At 63.3% G+C, this 18325-nt stretch carries 18 protein-coding genes; 9 read left to right on the top strand and 9 right to left on the bottom strand.

Annotation, left to right across the window (positions count from 1 at the left end; all coding sequences use genetic code 11):
• Positions 1-94: 94 nt before the first annotated feature.
• Positions 95-382, bottom strand: coding sequence for a DUF3175 domain-containing protein (locus tag NKH17_RS09185; RefSeq protein WP_352475440.1), 288 nt, complete (start codon positions 380-382; stop codon positions 95-97).
• A 175-nt stretch (positions 383-557) separates the two neighbouring features.
• On the opposite strand from NKH17_RS09185, the gene NKH17_RS09180 reads away from it, so the two are divergent.
• The 7 genes from NKH17_RS09180 (at position 558) to NKH17_RS09150 (ending at position 8544) form a co-directional block, all read left to right on the top strand.
• Complete coding sequence (locus NKH17_RS09180; RefSeq protein ID WP_352900578.1) at positions 558-1790, top strand: MFS transporter; 1233 nt, start codon at positions 558-560, stop codon at positions 1788-1790.
• Between the two features lie 171 nt (positions 1791-1961).
• A complete protein-coding gene (gene gntR, locus NKH17_RS09175) occupies positions 1962-2990 on the top strand; it encodes an HTH-type transcriptional regulator GntR (protein WP_352900581.1) in 1029 nt (342 codons plus the stop codon).
• 296 nt (positions 2991-3286) lie between these two features.
• Positions 3287-4411 carry a sugar ABC transporter substrate-binding protein gene (locus NKH17_RS09170; RefSeq protein WP_352807309.1) on the top strand — a complete coding sequence of 375 codons (1125 nt, stop codon included), beginning with the start codon at positions 3287-3289 and terminating at the stop codon, positions 4409-4411.
• Positions 4412-4491: 80 nt separating this feature from the next.
• Positions 4492-6033, top strand: a complete 1542-nt coding sequence (locus NKH17_RS09165) for a sugar ABC transporter ATP-binding protein (RefSeq protein ID WP_352899933.1) — start codon at positions 4492-4494, stop codon at positions 6031-6033.
• Positions 6030-7010, top strand: a complete 981-nt coding sequence (locus NKH17_RS09160) for an ABC transporter permease (protein ID WP_352475436.1) — start codon at positions 6030-6032, stop codon at positions 7008-7010. Before NKH17_RS09165 ends, NKH17_RS09160 begins: the two co-directional genes overlap by 4 nt.
• A complete protein-coding gene (locus NKH17_RS09155) occupies positions 7007-7993 on the top strand; it encodes an ABC transporter permease (protein ID WP_352899937.1) in 987 nt (328 codons plus the stop codon). The genes NKH17_RS09160 and NKH17_RS09155 overlap by 4 nt, the downstream gene beginning before the upstream one ends.
• Before the next feature lie 71 nt (positions 7994-8064).
• Positions 8065-8544 carry a gluconokinase gene (locus NKH17_RS09150; protein WP_352970604.1) on the top strand — a complete coding sequence of 160 codons (480 nt, stop codon included), beginning with the start codon at positions 8065-8067 and terminating at the stop codon, positions 8542-8544.
• Here NKH17_RS09150 and NKH17_RS09145 read toward each other — a convergent pair.
• A complete protein-coding gene (locus tag NKH17_RS09145; RefSeq protein WP_006202816.1) occupies positions 8541-8990 on the bottom strand; it encodes an RrF2 family transcriptional regulator in 450 nt (149 codons plus the stop codon). The genes NKH17_RS09150 and NKH17_RS09145 overlap by 4 nt on opposite strands.
• A 245-nt stretch (positions 8991-9235) precedes the next feature.
• On the bottom strand, positions 9236-10222 hold the full coding sequence (locus NKH17_RS09140; RefSeq protein WP_254819070.1) for a sulfate ABC transporter substrate-binding protein: 987 nt from the start codon (positions 10220-10222) through the stop codon (positions 9236-9238).
• 284 nt (positions 10223-10506) lie between these two features.
• On the opposite strand from NKH17_RS09140, the gene NKH17_RS09135 reads away from it, so the two are divergent.
• On the top strand, positions 10507-10779 hold the full coding sequence (locus tag NKH17_RS09135) for an antitoxin (RefSeq protein WP_352899943.1): 273 nt from the start codon (positions 10507-10509) through the stop codon (positions 10777-10779).
• Positions 10779-11177, top strand: a complete 399-nt coding sequence (locus tag NKH17_RS09130) for a type II toxin-antitoxin system VapC family toxin (protein ID WP_502910582.1) — start codon at positions 10779-10781, stop codon at positions 11175-11177. Before NKH17_RS09135 ends, NKH17_RS09130 begins: the two co-directional genes overlap by 1 nt.
• 14 nt (positions 11178-11191) lie before the next feature.
• On the opposite strand, the gene NKH17_RS09125 is transcribed toward NKH17_RS09130, so the two are convergent.
• The 6 genes from NKH17_RS09125 to pbpC all read right to left on the bottom strand — a co-directional run bounded on the left by NKH17_RS09125 (position 11192) and on the right by pbpC (position 18152).
• Positions 11192-12232 carry a sulfate/molybdate ABC transporter ATP-binding protein gene (locus NKH17_RS09125; RefSeq protein WP_254819067.1) on the bottom strand — a complete coding sequence of 347 codons (1041 nt, stop codon included), beginning with the start codon at positions 12230-12232 and terminating at the stop codon, positions 11192-11194.
• 73 nt (positions 12233-12305) lie between these two features.
• Complete coding sequence (gene cysW, locus NKH17_RS09120; protein ID WP_254819066.1) at positions 12306-13190, bottom strand: sulfate ABC transporter permease subunit CysW; 885 nt, start codon at positions 13188-13190, stop codon at positions 12306-12308.
• Complete coding sequence (gene cysT / locus NKH17_RS09115; protein ID WP_023720880.1) at positions 13183-14034, bottom strand: sulfate ABC transporter permease subunit CysT; 852 nt, start codon at positions 14032-14034, stop codon at positions 13183-13185. The genes cysW and cysT overlap by 8 nt, the downstream gene beginning before the upstream one ends.
• A gap of 18 nt (positions 14035-14052) precedes the next feature.
• On the bottom strand, positions 14053-15081 hold the full coding sequence (locus tag NKH17_RS09110) for a sulfate ABC transporter substrate-binding protein (protein WP_352505538.1): 1029 nt from the start codon (positions 15079-15081) through the stop codon (positions 14053-14055).
• 221 nt (positions 15082-15302) lie between these two features.
• On the bottom strand, positions 15303-16052 hold the full coding sequence (locus NKH17_RS09105; RefSeq protein ID WP_352970601.1) for a M15 family metallopeptidase: 750 nt from the start codon (positions 16050-16052) through the stop codon (positions 15303-15305).
• Positions 16053-16061: 9 nt separating this feature from the next.
• Positions 16062-18152: a penicillin-binding protein 1C gene (pbpC, locus tag NKH17_RS09100; RefSeq protein WP_352899952.1), complete on the bottom strand. Its 2091-nt coding sequence runs from the start codon at positions 18150-18152 to the stop codon at positions 16062-16064.
• Between the last annotated feature and the right edge of the window lie 173 nt (positions 18153-18325).

Genomic DNA, 18325 nt, shown 5'->3' with positions numbered 1-18325 from the left:
TGCGGTGTGACTTCGTTCGCTGTAGGTGCGCCAAGTTCCGCTTCGGGTCGGTTCCCGCCATTCCCAACGGATACCAAGCGTCAGATTTTCACTACTAGTCCTCCTTTGAGCGGCCAAAAAGGACGCGCAGTTCATCTTTAGCGTCCTCCAGCACTTTCTTCTGCGCCGCCGGCAGGTTCTTGCCGGCGCGGTTGATGTAAAAATTCAGCATCGACATGGCCGATTGAAACGGCCCTGCCTTGCGTCGGTCGCTGCGCTCGGCCGACCGCTTCAGCGAGGCGGCGATCTTCCTTGGATCGTGCGATTCGAAGATGTGTTCCTCGAGGTCCAGCGCGTCGCTATGCTCGGTGACGTCGGCGGACCATTTCCGTTGCGCGGTCATGGCAAACTCCTTCAACTAGGTCGTTGCCGGGAAAACGCCCATGGTGGGCCGCTGTTCCACTTCGGCCCGAAATCCCTGGAGCCACGGATTGCCCTGTCGTGGCGCTGCTCCGCGATGCGAATGCGCCGATAGTGGTCAGAACCGCCGATTAAAGAACTGCGGACAGGAAACGCTCTTGACCCAAATCGTCTCAAACCAGGCAGGAAGTTCCGGCATCGACAGTGCCTATGCCTGGATACGTCTCGGCATCTCGATGCTGCTGGCAACGATCGGCGGGGTCGGCATGTGGGCTGTGGTCGTGGTGCTGCCCGCCGTGCAGGCAGAATTCGGCGTCGATCGCGCCGCTGCCTCGATGCCCTACACGGCGACGATGGTAGGCTTTGCCGCCGGCAATGTGCTGGTCGGCCGCGCCATCGACCGCATGGGGTATTGGGTGCCGGCGCTGATTGCCGCGATTACACTTGGCGCCGGTTTCCTGTTGGCGTCGCTGACCAGTTCGATCCTGCAGTTCACCCTCGTGCAGGGCGTGTTGATCGGCGTCGGCTCGTCGGCAATCTTCGGGCCGCTGATTGCCGACATCTCGCACTGGTTCAACCGGCGCCGTGGCGTTGCGGTGACCGCTGCCGCGTCCGGCAACTATCTCGCCGGAGCGATCTGGCCGACGGTGATGCCCTATGTCATGCAGGCGCAAGGCTGGCGCTTCACCTATGCCGCGATCGGCGCCGTCTGCCTGGTTACCATGGTGCCGCTGATCCTGCTGCTCCGGCGCGGCGCACCGCCCCAGGCGGCTCCGGGATCGCCGGGGAGCCGCGTGGTGCAGCCGATCTCACTGTCGCCGGCGGCCTTGCAGGCACTGCTCATCTTCGCCGGGCTCGGCTGCTGCGTGGCGATGTCGATGCCGCAAGTCCATATCGTCGCCTATTGCATGGATCTCGGCTACGGGGTGGCACATGGCGCCGATATGCTGTCGATCATGCTGGCGGCGGGCGTCGTCAGCCGGCTAGGCTCGGGCTTCCTTGCCGATCGCATCGGTGGCGTGAAAACCCTGCTGATCGGCTCGGTGCTGCAATGCCTGTCGCTGTTGTTCTATATCCCTTTCGACGGGCTTGCCTCGCTCTATGTCGTCTCGCTGGTCTTCGGCCTGTCGCAGGGCGGCATCGTGCCCTGTTATGCGATCATCGTGCGCGAATATATGCCAGCCAAAGAGGCTGGCCAGCGCGTCGGCATCGTCATGATGGCGACCATTTTCGGCATGGCGATCGGCGGCTGGATGTCGGGCTGGATCTATGATTTGACCGGTTCCTATGCCGCCGCGTTCCTCAACGGCATCGCCTGGAACCTGCTGAACATTTTGGCCATGGTGCTGCTGTTGTGGAAGGCCCGGCGCAGCGCTGCTGTGACGGCCTGAAGCACGGCGGTACGAGTACAGCCTCTCCGTCCGTCGCTTGACAATAGCCGAAGGCTGCGCGACGCCAGACAGGTGTGGCAACGGGCCAGATTGGCAGGCAGCAGTGGCAAAGACGCTGAACATCGTCTCACGGTCGCATCTAGGCGGTTGCCCGGCCTCGGGACCCATGCGGTGATCAAGCCGCGCTCGCGCCGCGGCGGCGGCCGCCCGACCATCGCCGACGTCGCGCGCAAGGCCGGGGTCGGCGCCATTACCGTATCGCGCGCCTTGCGTGAGCCGGGGCGTGTCTCGGAAGATCTGCGCCGCCAGATCGAGTCCGCCGTGAATGAGCTCGGCTATGTGCCCGACCCGAATGCGCGGGCGCTGGCTTCGGCGCGCGCCGAGGTCTTTGGCGTTCTGGTGCCGTCGCTTACCAACAACGTCTTTGCCGAAGTGGTGCGCGGCATCTACGACAGCCTGTCGGACGGCCCTTTCCGGATCCAGCTCGGCAACACTCACTATTCCGGCCTCGAGGAAGAGCGGCTGCTGCAGGTGTTTGGCCGGCAACGCCCGGCGGCGCTGATCGTGGCCGGCATCGACCAGACGCCGGCGTCGCGAAAACTGCTGGAAACGGCAGGCTGTCCGGTGGTGCAGGTGATGGAGACCGGGCCCGATCCGGTAGACATGATGGTCGGTTTCTCACATTTCGAGGGCGGCAAGGCGGCAGCCGAACATCTGATCGAGGCAGGCTATCGGCGGATCGGCTTCATCGGGGCGCGCATGGATCCGCGTTCGCAGCGGCGCTTGGCCGGCTATCGCGCGGCGATGGAGGCGGCCGGCCTGTTCGATGCGCGGCTTACCACCACCACGCCGGTGCCCTCCAGCGTCACCCTCGGCCGCGAATTGTTCCGCGACGCGCTGGCCAAGGTGCCGAGCCTGGACGGCGTATTCTGCAACAATGACGACATAGCCCTCGGGGTGCTGTTCGAATGCCATCGCGCTTCGATCGCCGTGCCGAAGACGATCGGCATCGTCGGCTTCAACGATCTCGACATGATGGAAGTGGCATTTCCGTCGGTCACCAGCGTTCGGACCTATCGTTACGAGATCGGCCGGCGGGCTGTCGCCATGGCGCTTGCGGCGATCGAGGGCAACAGGCCGGAGTCGCGCGTTGTCGATCTCGGCTTCGAACTCAAGCGACGTGAAAGCACGGCGCGCTGAAGCGAGCTTCAACGCAATGGCGCTTTACACTACGTCATGGTAGCGCTACCAGTTATTGCCGGGTGGTACATCGCTCAGAAGATGGGAGGCTGTTTATTATACATAAGCGACAGCTCATGCTTGTTTATTATGTATAATATGATAGTTTTTGCGGGACTAACCGGGCAACGAAGGAGGGGATCGGGTCGGCATTCGGCCACCTGAACGCACAGCGGATACGGCGGGAGGTGCCGGACCGGAAAAGCGCAATTTCATCGACGTAAGAACAAACAAAACTGCAAATGGGAGGAATATCGATGATCAAGTCACTCGTTGGCGGTATCGTTGCCGCCACTGCTTTTGTCATGCTGAGCTCGTCGGCGATCGCCGAGCCTGAAATCGTCAAGGGGCCATCGGCCGAGCCTGACTGCTTCGCGCCCTGGTCGGCCGATACGCAGTTCTTCAAGTTCCCCAAGAAAGACGGCCCGTACCGCATCGCTCTGGCCAACGGCTATATCGCCAACACGTGGCGCATCCAGATGGTGCAGACGGCAAAAGCCTATGCAGCGCAGCCGGAGGTCGCGGCCAAGCTCAAGGAATTCAAGGTGGTCTCGACCGGCGAAGACGTGCCGGCCCAGATTTCGGCAATCAATAATTTCATCGATTCCGGCTATGATGCGATCGTCGTCAACGCCCAGAACCCGACCGCATTCGGCCCTGTCATCAAGCGGGCCAAGGAAGCCGGCGTGGTGCTGGTCGCTTTCGACAACATCCTCGACACCAAGGATGCAATCAACGTCAATGTGGACCAGAAAGGCCTTGGCGAATTGTGGGGCAACTGGCTGGTCAAGCACGTGCCGAATGGCGGCAAGGTGCTGGAAGTGCGCGGCGTAGCCGGCACGTCCGTCGATACCGACCGCCATAACGGCATCCACGAGGTTCTCGACGCCTCCGGCAAGAAATGGGATGTCACCGAGGTCGTCGGCAAGTGGGATGACGGCGTTGCGCAAAAGGCTACGGCCGATGCCATTGCCACCAACGGCCCTTTCGACGGCATTACCGGACAGGGCGGCGATACCGGCATCGTGCAGGCGATGATCGATGCCAAGCATCCGTTCGTGCCGTTCGGCGGCGAGACCGAGAACGGCTTCCGCAAATTCTGCGCCAAGTTCGCCGCAGAAGGCCTGAAATGCTCGTCGGCCGGCACCGGCCCGGCTCAGGTGGCGGTTGCCATCAAGACGGCGATTGCAGCACTTGAAGGGCAGGTCGTGCCGCAATCGATCAAGCTGCCGCTGGCGATCGTCGAGGATCCGAACTTCAAGGAAGGCCAGGACTACTTCCCCGACCAATCCGACAATTTCTTCGTCGGCAATTCCTTCCCGACCTGCGGCATCAATTTCACGGCGCAGGAAATCATGGGCCAGAGCAAGGAAAACCAGTAAACTCCGAGAGCCCAGCGCCGCGGGAGATCCCGCGGCGCCGGCGCTCGACATCCTGATTGCCAAGCGCCTGGGGAGGGCCGATGGACGGTGCGGTTCCGCTCTTCCGCATGGAAGGCATATCCAAGCGCTATGGCGGCGTGCGCGCGCTGGAGAAGGCCGAACTGTCGGTCACTCCAGGCAGCATCCACGCCATCCTCGGCGAGAACGGCGCCGGCAAATCGACGCTGATCAAGGTCATGGCGGGGGTCGTCGCGGCCGACGAGGGCCGCATGATGTTGGACGGGAACGAAGTGAGCTTCGCTTCGCCGGCCGCTGCCAACCAGGCCGGCATCGTCTGCATCTTCCAGGAACTGTCGCTCGTCCCCGAACTCAGCGTTGCCGACAACATCGTCATTTCCGATCCGCCGAAGCGTTTCGGCATGATCGACCGCAAGGCGCAGCGCCGCGTCGCCGAAGAAGCCCTGGCTCGCGCCGGCGCTTCCGATATCCATCCGCTGGCGCTGGTCAAGGATCTTCCTCTTTCACGAAGGCAGATGGTCGAGATCGCCAAGGCACTGGCGCGCAAGCCACGCATCCTGATCCTCGACGAGGCGACCTCGGCGCTGACCGCGGCCGACGTCGCCAGGGTTTTCGCCGTGTTGAAGCGGCTGCGTTCGGAAGGGCTGGCGCTGCTCTACATCTCGCACCGCATGAACGAGATCGCCGAGCTGGCCGACCAGTGCACGGTGTTCCGCAATGGCCGCAATGTCGCCAGCTACGCGGCCGGCACCAAAAGCGACAACGAGGTCGTCGAACTGATGATCGGGCGCGAATACAGCCACATCTTTCCGCCCAAACCCGCGCGGGCGGCTGCCGCAGCCACGCCGGTTCTGGAGGCGCGCAGCCTGTCCTGGACGGATCGGCTGCACGATGTCTCGCTATCGGTCGGGGCGGGCGAGGTGGTCGGGCTCGGCGGCCTCGACGGCCAAGGCCAGCGCGAATTGCTGCTCGCCTTCTTCGGTGTGCTGCGTGGCCTGTCGGGCCAGATCCTGATCGACGGCAGGCCGGTGGCGATCGCCAGTCCGGCCGCGGCGCGTGACGACCGGATCGGCATGGCGCTGATCCCGGAGGATCGCAAGACGGAAGGGTTGATGCTGCCGATGACGGTGCGCGAAAATCTCTCCTTCGCCGCCCTCGACCGGCTGTCCAGGGCCGGCATCATCGATCGCCCCGCCGAGCAGCGGCTGATCGACGACATGGTCGGTCTCCTGGCGATCAAGACGGCCGGCCTCGATATTCCGGTCGGCGCGCTATCCGGCGGCAACCAGCAGAAGGTCGTCATCGCCAAATGGCTGATGCGGCAGCCGCGCATCATCCTGCTCAACGACCCGACGCGCGGCATCGATGTCGGCACCAAGCAGGAGCTGTACCAGTTGATGCGCAAGCTTGCCGACCAGGGTGCGGCGATCCTGTTTTATTCGACCGACTATGACGAGCTGATCGGTTGCTGCGACCGAGTGCTGGTGCTCTATGACGGCGCGGTCAAGCGCGAACTGGTCGGCGCCGAAATCACCGAGAGGGCCCTGATTGCCAGCGCGCTCAACATTCACGAAGAGATGCCAAGGCAAGGAGCGGACGCGTGAAGGATTGGCGCTATTGGCTCGCCGAACAGCGCGGAACGCTGCTGGCGTTCGGCATCTTCGTTGTCATGTTCATCATTTACACCTCGAACCATCCGGCGGGCTTCACCGCCAATGTCGTGCAGACGGCGTCGAACAAGGGCGTGCTGCTCGCCTTCGTCGCGATGGCGCAGACGCTGGTGGTGATCACCGCCGGCATCGACCTCTCCGTCGGCATGATCTTCACCCTGACCAATTGCCTGGCCTCGTGGCTGGTCGTCGGCACCGGCCTCGAGACCGCCTTCGGCGTCATCGCCGTGCTCGGCACCGGGCTGCTGTGCGGGGCAATCAACGGCGCCATCGTCATCTATGGACGCCTGCAGCCGATCGTCGCCACCATTGCCACCGGTGCGGTCTATTTCGGCATCGCCCTGCTGCTTCGGCCGTTTCCGGGCGGCTCGGTCAATGAAGGGCTCGCCGATGCGCTGACCGGGCGCCTATTTGGTATTGTGCCGGCGAGCCTGGTGACGCTGCTGGCGGTCGTGCTCGTTGTCTGGGTGCCGTTCAGCCGGTCGGTGCTCGGCCGCGCCGCTTATGCGGCCGGCTCCTCGGAGATGGCGGCCTACATGTCCGGCGTGCCGATCCGGCGTGGAAAGTTCGCCGCCTATACGCTTGCCGGGCTGCTGGCCGCGATCGGCGGGCTGTTCCTGACGTTCTTCACCTATACCGGCGATGCGGCCTATGCCAGCGGCAATGCCTATACGCTGTTTTCGATTGCCGCGGTCGTGCTTGGCGGCGTGTCGCTGTTCGGCGGCAAGGGCAGCGCCATCGGCGCGATCTTCGGCGCGCTTGCCTTCCGCACCATCGGTGACCTGCTGTTCGTCTTCGATTTCGATCCGCTCTGGCAGCCCCTGTTCCAGGGCGTCATCCTGCTGATCGCGGTCAGCCTCGGCGCCTTCGCCCTGTTTCGGGTCCGCAACCGGCTGGAGTGGTTCCTGTGAGCGAAACGACTGTGAGCGGTCTCGCCGGCCGCATGCCGAAATTCCTCCGCCGCGCCGACCCTGCGGTGCTGACGGCGTTCGCTTGTATCGTGCTGCTGCTGTTCCTCGGCAGCCTCTATTCGCGCAGCTTCCTGTCGCCTGAATACCTTTTGCAGCAGCTCAAGGTGGCGTCGTTCCTCGGCGTCATCGCCACCGGCATGATGCTGGTCATCCTGCTCGGCCAGATCGACCTGTCGGTACCCTGGTCGGTGGCGGCCGGCGCGATGATGGCCTGCGCCGCGGCCGCTTATGGGCCGGTCGGTGTGGCGCTTGCCATTCCGTTCGGCATCTTCTGCGGTGTTCTGATCGGCGTCGTCAACGGCATCGGCGTCGCCTATCTGCGCATTCCCTCGATGATCATCACGCTTGCCACCAACGCCGTCGCGCAGGGGCTGATGGTGGTCTACACGGGCGGTTTCTCGCCGCAGGATTCGGCGACCGGTGCGATGCGCTATCTGGCGACCGGCTTTGCCGTTCCTGGCGTGCCCAACGCCGTGCTCATCTGGGCACTGATCGGCGCCGCAATGGTGTTCGTGCTGACCCGCACCGGCTTCGGCCGCGCCGTCTATGGCATCGGCAACCGCGAGCGTGCCGCCTATCTTTCCGGCATCGACACAAGGCGCGTGGTGATGATCGCCTTTGCGGTTTCGGGCGGGCTCTCCGCCTTCGGCGGCGTGCTTTTGGCCGGCTATGCCTCCAAGGCGGCACAGTCGATGGGCGACGCCTATCTTCTGCCGTCGATAGCAGCGGTGGTGCTCGGCGGCACCTCGATCCTCGGTGGGCGCGGTTCCTATCTCGGCACCGTCGCCGGCGTGATCCTGATCACGCTTTTGCAATCCATTCTTTCCGTCATGCAGATGCCGGAGGCGGGACGGCAGATCATCTACGGCGTCGTCATCGTCGCCATGCTGCTGCTCTATGGCCGCGCGCCGGCAAGCCGCTGACCTGCATGACCGGGAAGGACGTGGCATATAGACCGGCGAGCACTGTTCGAATGTTGCCTGCCATCGTGGTGATGGGCGTTGCCGGCTGCGGCAAGTCGGTCGTCGGCGAAGCGCTTGCAGCGGCATTGGGCGCGCTCTTTATCGAAGGCGACAGGCTGCATCCGCCCGAAAACCTCGCGCGCATGGCGAGCGGGCAGCCGCTCACCGACGCGCTACGTGAAGGCTGGCTCGACGCGATCGGCCAGCGCATAGCCGCGTCGGTCGCAAGCGGGCGAGGTGTGGTCGCCGCCTGCTCGGCGCTGAAGCGCAGTTATCGTGATCGCCTGCGCGGCTTTTGCGCGGATATCATTTTCGTTTACCTTGAGATCGACCCGGCAACGGCGAAACAGCGCGTAGGCAGTCGCAAGGGTCATTTCATGCCGGCAAGCCTGGTCGACAGCCAGTTCGCCACGCTCGAGCCGCCAGCGGCGGACGAGGCGGCAATGACCTTGGATGGCACGCGTTCGGTCGCCGACACCGTCGCGACCGCCTTGAGCCTGCTCGCGCGCTAGATCTGCGACGTCAGCTCGACCGGGAAATCGTCATTGTCGGCGTCGCGCATGGCGGCGAGGCTGCGGTTGTCGAGCACCTCGGCGATCGCCTGACGCACCTCCAGCATCATATGCCGGACCTGGCAGGTCGCCTCGTCGCAATCCTCGCAACGCTGGTATTGCGTGCGGCTGGCGCAGGGGATCGGCGCCAGCGGCCCGTCGAGGACGCGCACGACATGGCCGATCTTGATCTCGGAAGCCGGCCGGGCGAGACGGTAACCGCCTTCCTTGCCCTTGCGGCTCTGGACGAAGCCGGCGTTGCGCAACTCGCCCAGGATGGCATCGAGGAATTTCTTCGGGATGTTGTTGGCGACCGCGATGTCATTGACGAATGCGAGCTGGCCGACCGGCAGGCCCGACAGATGCACGAGGGCCTTGAGGCCGTATTTGCCTTTTTTGGTAAGCATGCCCGAACCAACCCATAAAGCCCCAACCACCCGCATCTGGCGGCTGTTTGTGTGCAAATAATGACGGTTTGGCCGTGCGATGCTGTTCGCGCAGACAGGCCGCCCGACGACATATTGCGCGCAAACGCGTTGATTCTTCGTAACGTTTTGGCGGGCGGGCGGTCCCGAAGGTGCGGAAGCTGCAATTTCGGCGGGCAAAATGGAGGAAAAGCCGGCAAGGGCCAGCTTTCAACGAGTTGGCGACCTCAGCGGCTGCCGTAGGTCTGGTCGAGCAGGCCGCCCGCTGCAAAATGCTCGGCCTGGACCTTGGCCCAGCCGCCGAAGACCTCCTCCACCGTCAGCAGCCGGACGTCGGGAAACTCAGCCTTGTATTTGGCGGCGACCGCCGGGTCGCGGGCCCGCAGGCCGTTGCGGGCGGCGATGTCCTGGCCCTCCGGCGTATAGAGGAAGTCGAGATAAGTCTTGGCAAGATCGCGCGTGCCATGCTCGTCTGCGACCGTATCGACGATCGCCACCGGAAATTCCGCCAACAGGCTGACCGAAGGCGTCACCTGCTCGAATTTGTCCTCGCCATACTCCTTGCGGACGCCGCGCGTTTCAGACTCGAAGGTGATCAGCACATCGCCGATTTCGCGCTGCACGAAAGTGGTGGTCGCGGCGCGTCCGCCGGTGTCGAAGATCGGCACGTTGTCAAACAGCTTCGTCACAAACTCCTTCACCTTGGCATCGTCGCCCTTGAAGGCTTCCTTGGCGTAGGCGGTGGCCGCGAGATAGGTGTAGCGCGCATTGCCCGATGTTTTCGGATTGGGGAAGATCACCTGGACGTCGTCACGCACGAGGTCGTTCCAATCCTTGATGTGCTTCGGATTGCCGGCGCGCACCAGGAAGGAGGGCAGCGAATAGAAAGGCGAGGCGTTGTCGGGAAAGTCCTTCTGCCAGTCGGCGGAGATGAGGCCCTTCTTGACCAGGAAATCGATGTCGATGACCTGGTTGAACGTGACCACGTCGGCGCCGAGGCCTTCGGCGATGGCGCGTGCTTGTGCCGAGGTTCCGGCATGCGACTGATCGATGGTGACGCCGGGGTGGCCGGCAACGAACGCCTTGTTGACCTGCGCAAACAGTTCGCGACCGACATCGTAAGAGGCGTTCAGCAATCTGTCGGCCGACCAGGCTTGGGAGGATGCGAGGACCAGGCCGGCCAATGTGGCGACGCCAAGCAAAAATCGCTTCATGAAAACAGGGCTCCAATGCGGTACGCTTATTGCCGGACCATAGCGGTAAGGCCTCGTGCGCGACGAGGCACGCAGAGCGGCCCCTCGACGTTATCGCGAGAAAAAGTAGTCCCGTTGTGGGCGATTTCTAGTTTTTTCTTTCAAGAAGGCCTTCCGCGCAGCCTGGAAGGGGTACCGCTTTCGCCCGCGTACACGACGGTTCCCGGCCGGCCAACGCGGTGCAATGTGATTGCATCTCCGCGCTGTCTGGCATATACAAATAGTATATACAAAGAGCTGTCGTCATGCCTCAACACCGCCATTCAACAACCCCGCCGAAAGAGGCAAAGCTGTTTCGCAACAATCGCAGCCAGGCGGTGCGCATTCCTGTCGAGTTCGAACTTCCCGGCGAAAAGGTCTTGATCAGCCGTGAAGGCGACCGCCTGATCATCGAGCCGGTCCGCAAGCCTGGCCTCGCCGCACTGCTCGCGCAATGGGCGAAAGAGCCGCCGCCCGGTGCCGAGGAAGACTTTCCCGATGTCGAGGATATGCCTGTCAAATCCGAGGAATTTTTTTGATGCGGTTCATGCTGGACACGAACATTGTCAGCGACATGATCCGAAATCCGTCCGGGAAGGCCGCAAGCGCTGTCCTGCGCGTGGGAGACGCCGCCGTGTGTACCAGCATCGTGGTCGCGTCGGAACTGCGATATGGCTGCGTCAAGAAAAGATCAGCCAAGTTGCACAAGAAGGTCGAGGAATTGCTGGCTGAGATTCCCGTCTTGCCGCTCGATGTGCCGGTGGATGCCGAGTACGGCGCGATTCGCGCAGAACTGGAAGGCAGGGGCCAGACCATCGGCCAAAACGACCTTTTTATTGCTGCTCACGCCCGTGCGCTGGGAACTACCCTGGTGACGGCCAACACCGGGGAGTTCAACCGGATCAAAGGCCTGGAGGTCGAGAACTGGCTGGTGTAGCGCCTGATAGATGATCAAGCAGCCGGAAAAAGCTTCCAGCGCCGCGGCCGAAAAGCCACGCGACTTTTCTGCGCCGCAGGATGGTCGACGGGCAATTCGATCTCGACCCGCTGGCGCTCGCCGCCGATTTCGAGTTCTACCCTTCGGGTGCCGGCGACGCGGCGGCTGGCGGCGACCGTGCCGGCGATGCAGCCGTTGCATTCTTCCACCAGATCGACGTCGTGCGGGCGGAAGAACAGCGTCGCTTCGCCTTGCGGTGCGTGCGGCGCGGAAAGCCCGATCGGCCGGTCGGCGATCCAGACCTGGCCGTCCTCGACCTTGACCGGGATCGAGCTCGATTCGCCGATGAAGCCGTAGACGAAGGGCGAGTTCGGCGTGTCGTAGATCTCGTCGGCGGTGCCGACCTGCTCGATGCGGCCCTGGCTCATCACCACGACGCGGTCGGCAAGCTCCAGCGCCTCTTCCTGGTCATGGGTGACGAAGACCGTCGTGTGGCCGGTGGCGTCGTGGATGTCGCGCAGCCAGCGGCGCAGTTCGCGGCGCACCTGGGCATCGAGCGCGCCGAACGGCTCGTCGAGCAAAAGCACGGCCGGTTCGATCGCCATGGCGCGGGCCAGCGCCACGCGCTGGCGCTGGCCGCCCGAAAGCTGTGCCGGATAGCGTTTTTCCAGACCGGAGAGCTGAACGAGGTTGAGGAGTTCCGAGGCGCGGCGGCGGATTTCCTTCGCCGACGGGCGCGACGGCCCGTGCCGGACCTTGAGTCCGAAGCCGATATTGTCGGCGACCGTCATATGGCGAAACAGCGCGTAGTGCTGGAAGACGAAGCCGACATTGCGCTCCTGGATCGACTTTTGCGAGGCATCCTCTTCGCCGAAGAAGATCTTTCCGCGGGTCGGCCGCTCCAATCCGGCAATCAGCCTGAGCAGCGTCGTCTTGCCGGAACCGGACGGTCCCAGCAGAGCGATCAGTTCTCCCGACTTGATGTCGAGCGAAACGTCGCGGAGGGCCGGAAACCGCTCAAACTCCTTGCGCACGTTGGCAACGCGAACTTCCATGCAAATCCCTTTTGTAGTTGATGCATGTCGTTATCCCAAAACCGGTTCCCACTTTTGGGCGACATGCATTTTGTCAGTGTCCGCGCGTCGCGGCGATCTCGGCGCCGTAGCGCATCTCGAGAAGTGTTTTCAAGACCAGCGTGACGAGCGCCAGGCCGGCAAGCAGCGAAGCGACGGCAAAGGCGGCGGCGGCATTGTACTCGTTATAAAGGATTTCGACATGCAGCGGCATGGTGTTGGTCAATCCGCGTATGTGGCCCGAAACGACCGAGACCGCGCCGAACTCACCCATTGCGCGGGCATTGCACAGCAACACGCCGTAGAGCAATCCCCATTTGACGTTGGGCAACGTCACGTACCAGAACGCCTGCCAGCCATTGGCCCCGAGCGACAGGGCCGCCTCCTCGTCGCCATTGCCCTGCTCCTGCATCAGCGGGATCAACTCGCGGGCGACGAAGGGGAAGGTGACGAAGATCGTGGCCAGCACGATGCCCGGCACCGCAAACAGGATGACGATGCCATGCGCCTTGAGCCAGGCGCCGAGCAGGCCTTGCGCGCCGAACAAGAGCACGTAGACAAGCCCCGAAATGACCGGCGAGACGGAAAAGGGCAGGTCGATCAGCGTGGTCAGGAAAGCCTTGCCCTTGAATTCGAACTTGGCGATGGCCCAGGCGGCGGAAATGCCGAAGACGATGTTGAGCGGCACCGAGATCGCCGCGACCAGAAGCGTCAGGCGGATCGCCGAGCGCGTGTCCGGTTCGCCTAGCGCCTGTGTGTAGGCCTCGATGCCCTTGGCGAAAGCTTCCTTGAAGACGATGATCAGCGGCAAGAGCAGGAAGATGGCAAGGAACGCAAACGTTACGGCCATCAGCACGGTTCTCGCCGTGCGGCTTTCGGTCACCGCCGGCGACTGGCTTTCATGGTGCGGCGCGTAGGATTTGATCTCCGGGTCAGCCATAGCGCTTGCGGCTCCAGGTCTGCACCAGGTTGATGACCAGCAGCATGACGAAGGACAGTGCCAGCATGATCGCCGCGATCGCGGTCGCCGCCGCGTAATTATATTCCTCCAGCCGGATGACGATCAGAAGCGGTGCGATTTCGGATTTATAGGGCAGATTGCCGGCGATGAAGATGACGGAACCGTACTCGCCGACGCCGCGCGCGAAGGCCAGCGCGAAACCGGTGACGATGGCCGGCGCCAGTCCGGGAAGCAGAACGCGGCTGATGATCTGGAAGCGATTGGCGCCGAGCGTGGCGGCCACTTCCTCTACCTCCTTGTCGATCTCCTCCATGATCGGCTGCACGGTGCGGACGACGAAGGGCAGGCCGATGAAGATCAGCGCAATTACGATGCCAAGCGGCGTGTAGGCGACCTTGATGCCGAGCGGCGTCAGAAGGCTTCCGATCCAGCCGTTCGGTGCGTAGAGCGTGGTCAGCGCAATGCCGGCGACCGCTGTCGGCAGCGCGAAGGGCAGGTCGACCATGGCATCGACGATGCGGCGGCCGGGAAAGCTGTAGCGCACCAGTACCCACGCGACGATCGTGCCGAAGACGACGTTGACAGCGGCGGCAATGAAGGCGGTGCCGAAGCTGATCTCAAGCGCGTTAATGGTGCGGCGGTCGGTGACGATCGCCCAGAAGTCGGTCCAGCCGAGCGCCGCCGAGCGCCAGATCAGCCCGGACAGGGGAATGAGGATGATGAGGGTGAGGTAGGCAAGCGAGAAGCCGAGCGTCAACCCGAAACCCGGAATGACGCTCGGCTGCCTGAATCGCCACCCCGCCTTGGCGGGTGCTGTGGTCATGTCGTCCTGATCTAAATGCTACTGGGCCGGCTTGTAGATCTGGTCGAATATACCACCATCGCCGAAATGATAAGGCTGTGCCTTCTTCCAGCCGCCAAAAAGCGGGTCGTCGATGGTGATCAGCTTGATCTCAGGCAGCTTGGCCAAGTCCTCCGCCGGCACCAGGTCGGGCTTCGAAGGGCGATAATGGTTCTTGGCGATGAGCGTCTGGCCTTCCTTGGAATAGAGATAGCTCAGATAGGCTTCGGCAACTTTGCGTGTGCCTTTGGCGTCGACATTGGCGTCGACCACGGCGACCGGCGGCTCGGCCAGGATCGAGGTCGGCGGGTAGACGATATCGAAATTGTCGGCGCCGAACTCATCGAGCGCCAGATAGGCCTCGTTTTCCCAGGCGAGCAGCACGTCGCCCAGCCCTTTTTGCGCGAAGGTCACGGTGGCGCCGCGCGCACCGGTGTCGAGAACCGGGACATGCGCATAGAGATTGCCGACGAATTCCTTGGTCTTGGCCTCGTCGCCGCCATCCTTGGAGCTGGCATAGGCCCAGGCGGCGAGGTAGTTCCAGCGCGCGCCACCGGAGGTCTTGGGATTCGGCGTGATCACTTGGACGTCGTCCTTGACCAGATCGCCCCAGTCATGGATGCCCTTGGGGTTTCCCTTGCGGACGAGAAAGATGATGGTCGAGGTGTAGGGCGCCGAATTGTTTTCGAATTTCGTCCGCCAGTCTGGATTGATCTTCTTCGCTTTCGAAACGATGGCGTTGATATCGCCTTCGAGCGCCAGCGTCACCACGTCGGCGTCGAGGCCGTCGATCACGGCGCGAGCCTGCGCGCCGGATCCGCCATGTGACTGCTGGACGGTGACCGTCTCGCCTGTCTCTGCCTTCCAGTGGGCAATGAAGGCCTCATCGAATTGCTTATAGAGCTCACGCGTCGGATCATAGGACACGTTGAGAATGGTGGTGTCGGCAAACGCGAAACCGAGCGTGCCGAACTGGACGGATGTGGCGACCAGTGCGCCGAGCAGTTTCCTGAAATGAGGTTTGGTCATTTCCGCCTCCGTTGAACTCGCGCCAAATCTACCGAATTGATAGAATTTAGATGCAATCAATGTTGCCTTTTTTGGCTCATTGAAGCAATTTTTCGCCTGGTTTCGGCGATGCGAGGAACTATTTTCCCGCATGGACCATGATCGCGCTCCCGACGCGATTAACTAGAGACGGCCAGCTCTTCGGCAATGGCTGCGTCTCGTCCGAACGAGGTTTCGGCAGCTTATTCGCCGGCAACGGGAAAGTTGAAGCGCTCTCTTGGAAACGGCTCGTTTTCCAGCGTGAAGTGCCACCATTCGCGTGGGTAATTCTTGAAGCCGCCGGCGCGCATCGCCTCGACAAGTCTTTTGCGGTTAGCCGCGGCTTCATTGTCTATCGCTCGGTGAGCCGTTTCGCTCGCCGGATCGAAACAGTCGAAACCGGTGCCGAAATCGAGCGTGTCGGCATCGGTCGCGCCGCAGGCCGGTTTCGGAGCGCTCGTGCGGCCGGCCCGTTTTTTATGGTCGACCCGGGCGATCGCGACATCGACCGTCGATCCGCGCGAATGGGTGGACAGTTCGCCGATATAGCCCTTGGCGATGAGATCCTTGCGCTTGACCTTTGGATACCATTGCGGGTCCGGTGGCCCGCCCGTTTTTGTCCATTCACTCATGTCGGAGACAGCCCGCGCAGGGCGGTAGCAGTCGAACACGACCAGCGTCAGCCCTTCGGCAGCAATCGCTTTCTGCACTGCCGAAAGCGCTTGCGCCGCTTGCCTGGTGAGGACGCATACCGGCGCGTCGTAGCCGCTTACCTTGCGATGCAGGAAATTTTCGAGGCCGGCATAGCGGATATCCTGCCGGATACTGGGATCGATGTCGGCCAGCCGAACAAAGCCGGCGGGGAGGGTGTCGGCAAAGGCCGAGGAAATACCGGCGGCCGAAAGCAAGGCGTAAACCCCAATCCCCTGAATCACCTGCCGGAATCTATTCAAGGGAAATTTTCACTCGACAAAAACCTTCACGCTGGCCGCGCGTCCCGCCGCGTCGATCACGGTCAGGGTCGAATAGCCGGCGCCGTCCGGCTGCCAGGTCGCGGTGCGCCGCCGGTCGATGCCGACCAGCGGCTTGCCGTTGGCCAGCCAGCGGAATGGTGCGCGGCCGCCCTGCAGCTTGAGGACCAGCGGCGAGGCGTCGGCCGAGGAAGTGCCGAGATCGACGCGGGCGCCGTCGGGCGGAAAGATGATGGTTGGCGCAGGTTCGGTCGGCGTCGCCTGCACCAGCCCATCGGTGCCTGCGCCGAAGCGCGTCAGCGTCACCGGCAGCTCCTCGCGTTTGGGACGCCGGACGCCGGACGGCTGGCTTGGCAGTGGTACGGCGGCCAGGCCGGAACGGACAAAGCCTTCGAACAGGATGGGCGCCGCCGAGATGTAGCCGGACAGGCCGGGCACCGCGCCGGCGTCGGGGCGGCCGACCCATACGCCGAGCACATAGCGGCCGTCAAAGCCGACCGACCAGGCGTCGCGATAGCCGTAGGAGGTGCCGGTCTTGTAAGCGATGCCGCGTTGGGCGGCACCCTGAGGCGGCTTGACGCCTGACAGGATGTCGGTGATCTGCCAGGTCGCCTGCCCGTCGAGGATGGTGGTGGTCGAGCGTTCGGCATTCGCCGGCTCCGTACCGTCACGCAGCGTGTGTGCCTTGCCGCCATTGGCAAGGCCGGCATAGAGCTGAACCAGGTCGCGCAGTGTCATCCCGACGCCACCGAGGCCGATTGCCAGGCCAGGCGCCTCGTTGACGGGCAGTACAGGGGTCACATCGGCCTGGCGAAAGCGCGCCATCAGCCGGGCCGGGCCGACCGCGTCGAGCACGCGGATCGCCGGAACGTTGAGCGACAATTGCAGCGCCTGCCTGATGCTGACATCGCCCTGATAGCCCATGTCGAAGTTCTTCGGCCGGTAGCCGGAGAAATCGGCTGGGCTGTCCTCGATCAGCATCTCCTGCGCCACCAGGCCTTGTTCGAAGGCGAGGCCGTAGATGAACGGCTTCAGCGTCGAGCCAGGCGAGCGGACGACTTTGGTCATGTCGATCCAGCCCGAACGGGTGGCATCGAAGAAATCGGCAGAGCCGACCTCGCCAAGGATATCGCCGGTGCGGGCATCGGCCAGCACCATGGCCACCGAGAGGTGAGGGCCGAGCCTGGCGGCTGCATCTTTCGCCACCTGCTCCAACCCTTCCTGGACACTCTTGCGGATCGTCAGTTGCAGCTTCTGGCCGGTGATGGCCTTGGGCAGCATTGCATAGGCCGCATGGGCAGCGAGCGCCGGCAAGGTGCGCCGCAGCCCCGACACATCGTCGAGCGCGGCACGCGCGGCCTCACGTTCGCCGAGCAGGCCTGCCGAGACCATGCGGGTCAGCACCCTGTCGCGGGCAGCGTGGGCAATCTCGAGATTGCGATCAGGGCGTCGCTTTTCCGGCAATTGCGGCAAGGCGACGAGCAGGGCGGCCTCCGAAACCGTCAGCCGCTTCGGCTCCTTGCCGAAATAGGCGAGCGAAGCGGCGCGCACACCTTCGAGATTGCCGCCATAGGGCGCCAGCGTCAGATAGCGTTCGAGGATCTCGCGCTTGGAAAGCCGCCGTTCGATTTGCAGGGCGCGCAGCATCTGCTTGATCTTCGAGCCGAGGCTGCGGCTGTCGCGTGGTTCGATCAGGCGGGCGAGCTGCATCGAGAGCGTCGAACCGCCGGAGACGATATGGCCGCTGGTCGCGAACTGGCCGGCGGCACGCGCCAGTGCCAGCACGTCGATGCCTTGGTGCCCCCAGAAACGCTTGTCCTCATAGGTGACGAGCATGTCGACGAACTGCTTGTCGATCTGGTCCAGGCTGGTAGCGAGCCGCCAGTAGCCGTCCGGCGTGGCGAAGGCGCGCAGCAGTTGGCCGTCTCGGTCCTGCACCTCGGTCGAGACCGTCAAAGCAGCCGGCAGCGGCGGCGGAAATGCGCGGTCGAGCTGCCAGAGGGCGACGGCGGTGATTGCAGCGAGACCGGCCAAGGAAATGCCCGCTATGGCCGCTCGGCGCAGGAATTTTCTGGAGAGCATGGCGCCGCCCCTCATCCGCCTGCCGGCACTTTCTCCCCGTTTAGTGACGGGGAGAAGGGGGCTGTCGCGACCCTTGGCGCCTTCTCTGCGGCGTTAAGGTTCGGCGAAAACTTCGGCGCATGGCTCTTTCTCCCCGTCTCTATACGGGGAGAAATGCCCGGCAAGGCAATGAG

This window comes from Mesorhizobium sp. M1334, from assembly GCF_040317995.1.
Lineage (GTDB): Bacteria > Pseudomonadota > Alphaproteobacteria > Rhizobiales > Rhizobiaceae > Mesorhizobium.
The sequence above is the reverse complement of the archived record's forward strand: the minus strand, read 5'-3'. Positions and strand labels throughout refer to the sequence as shown.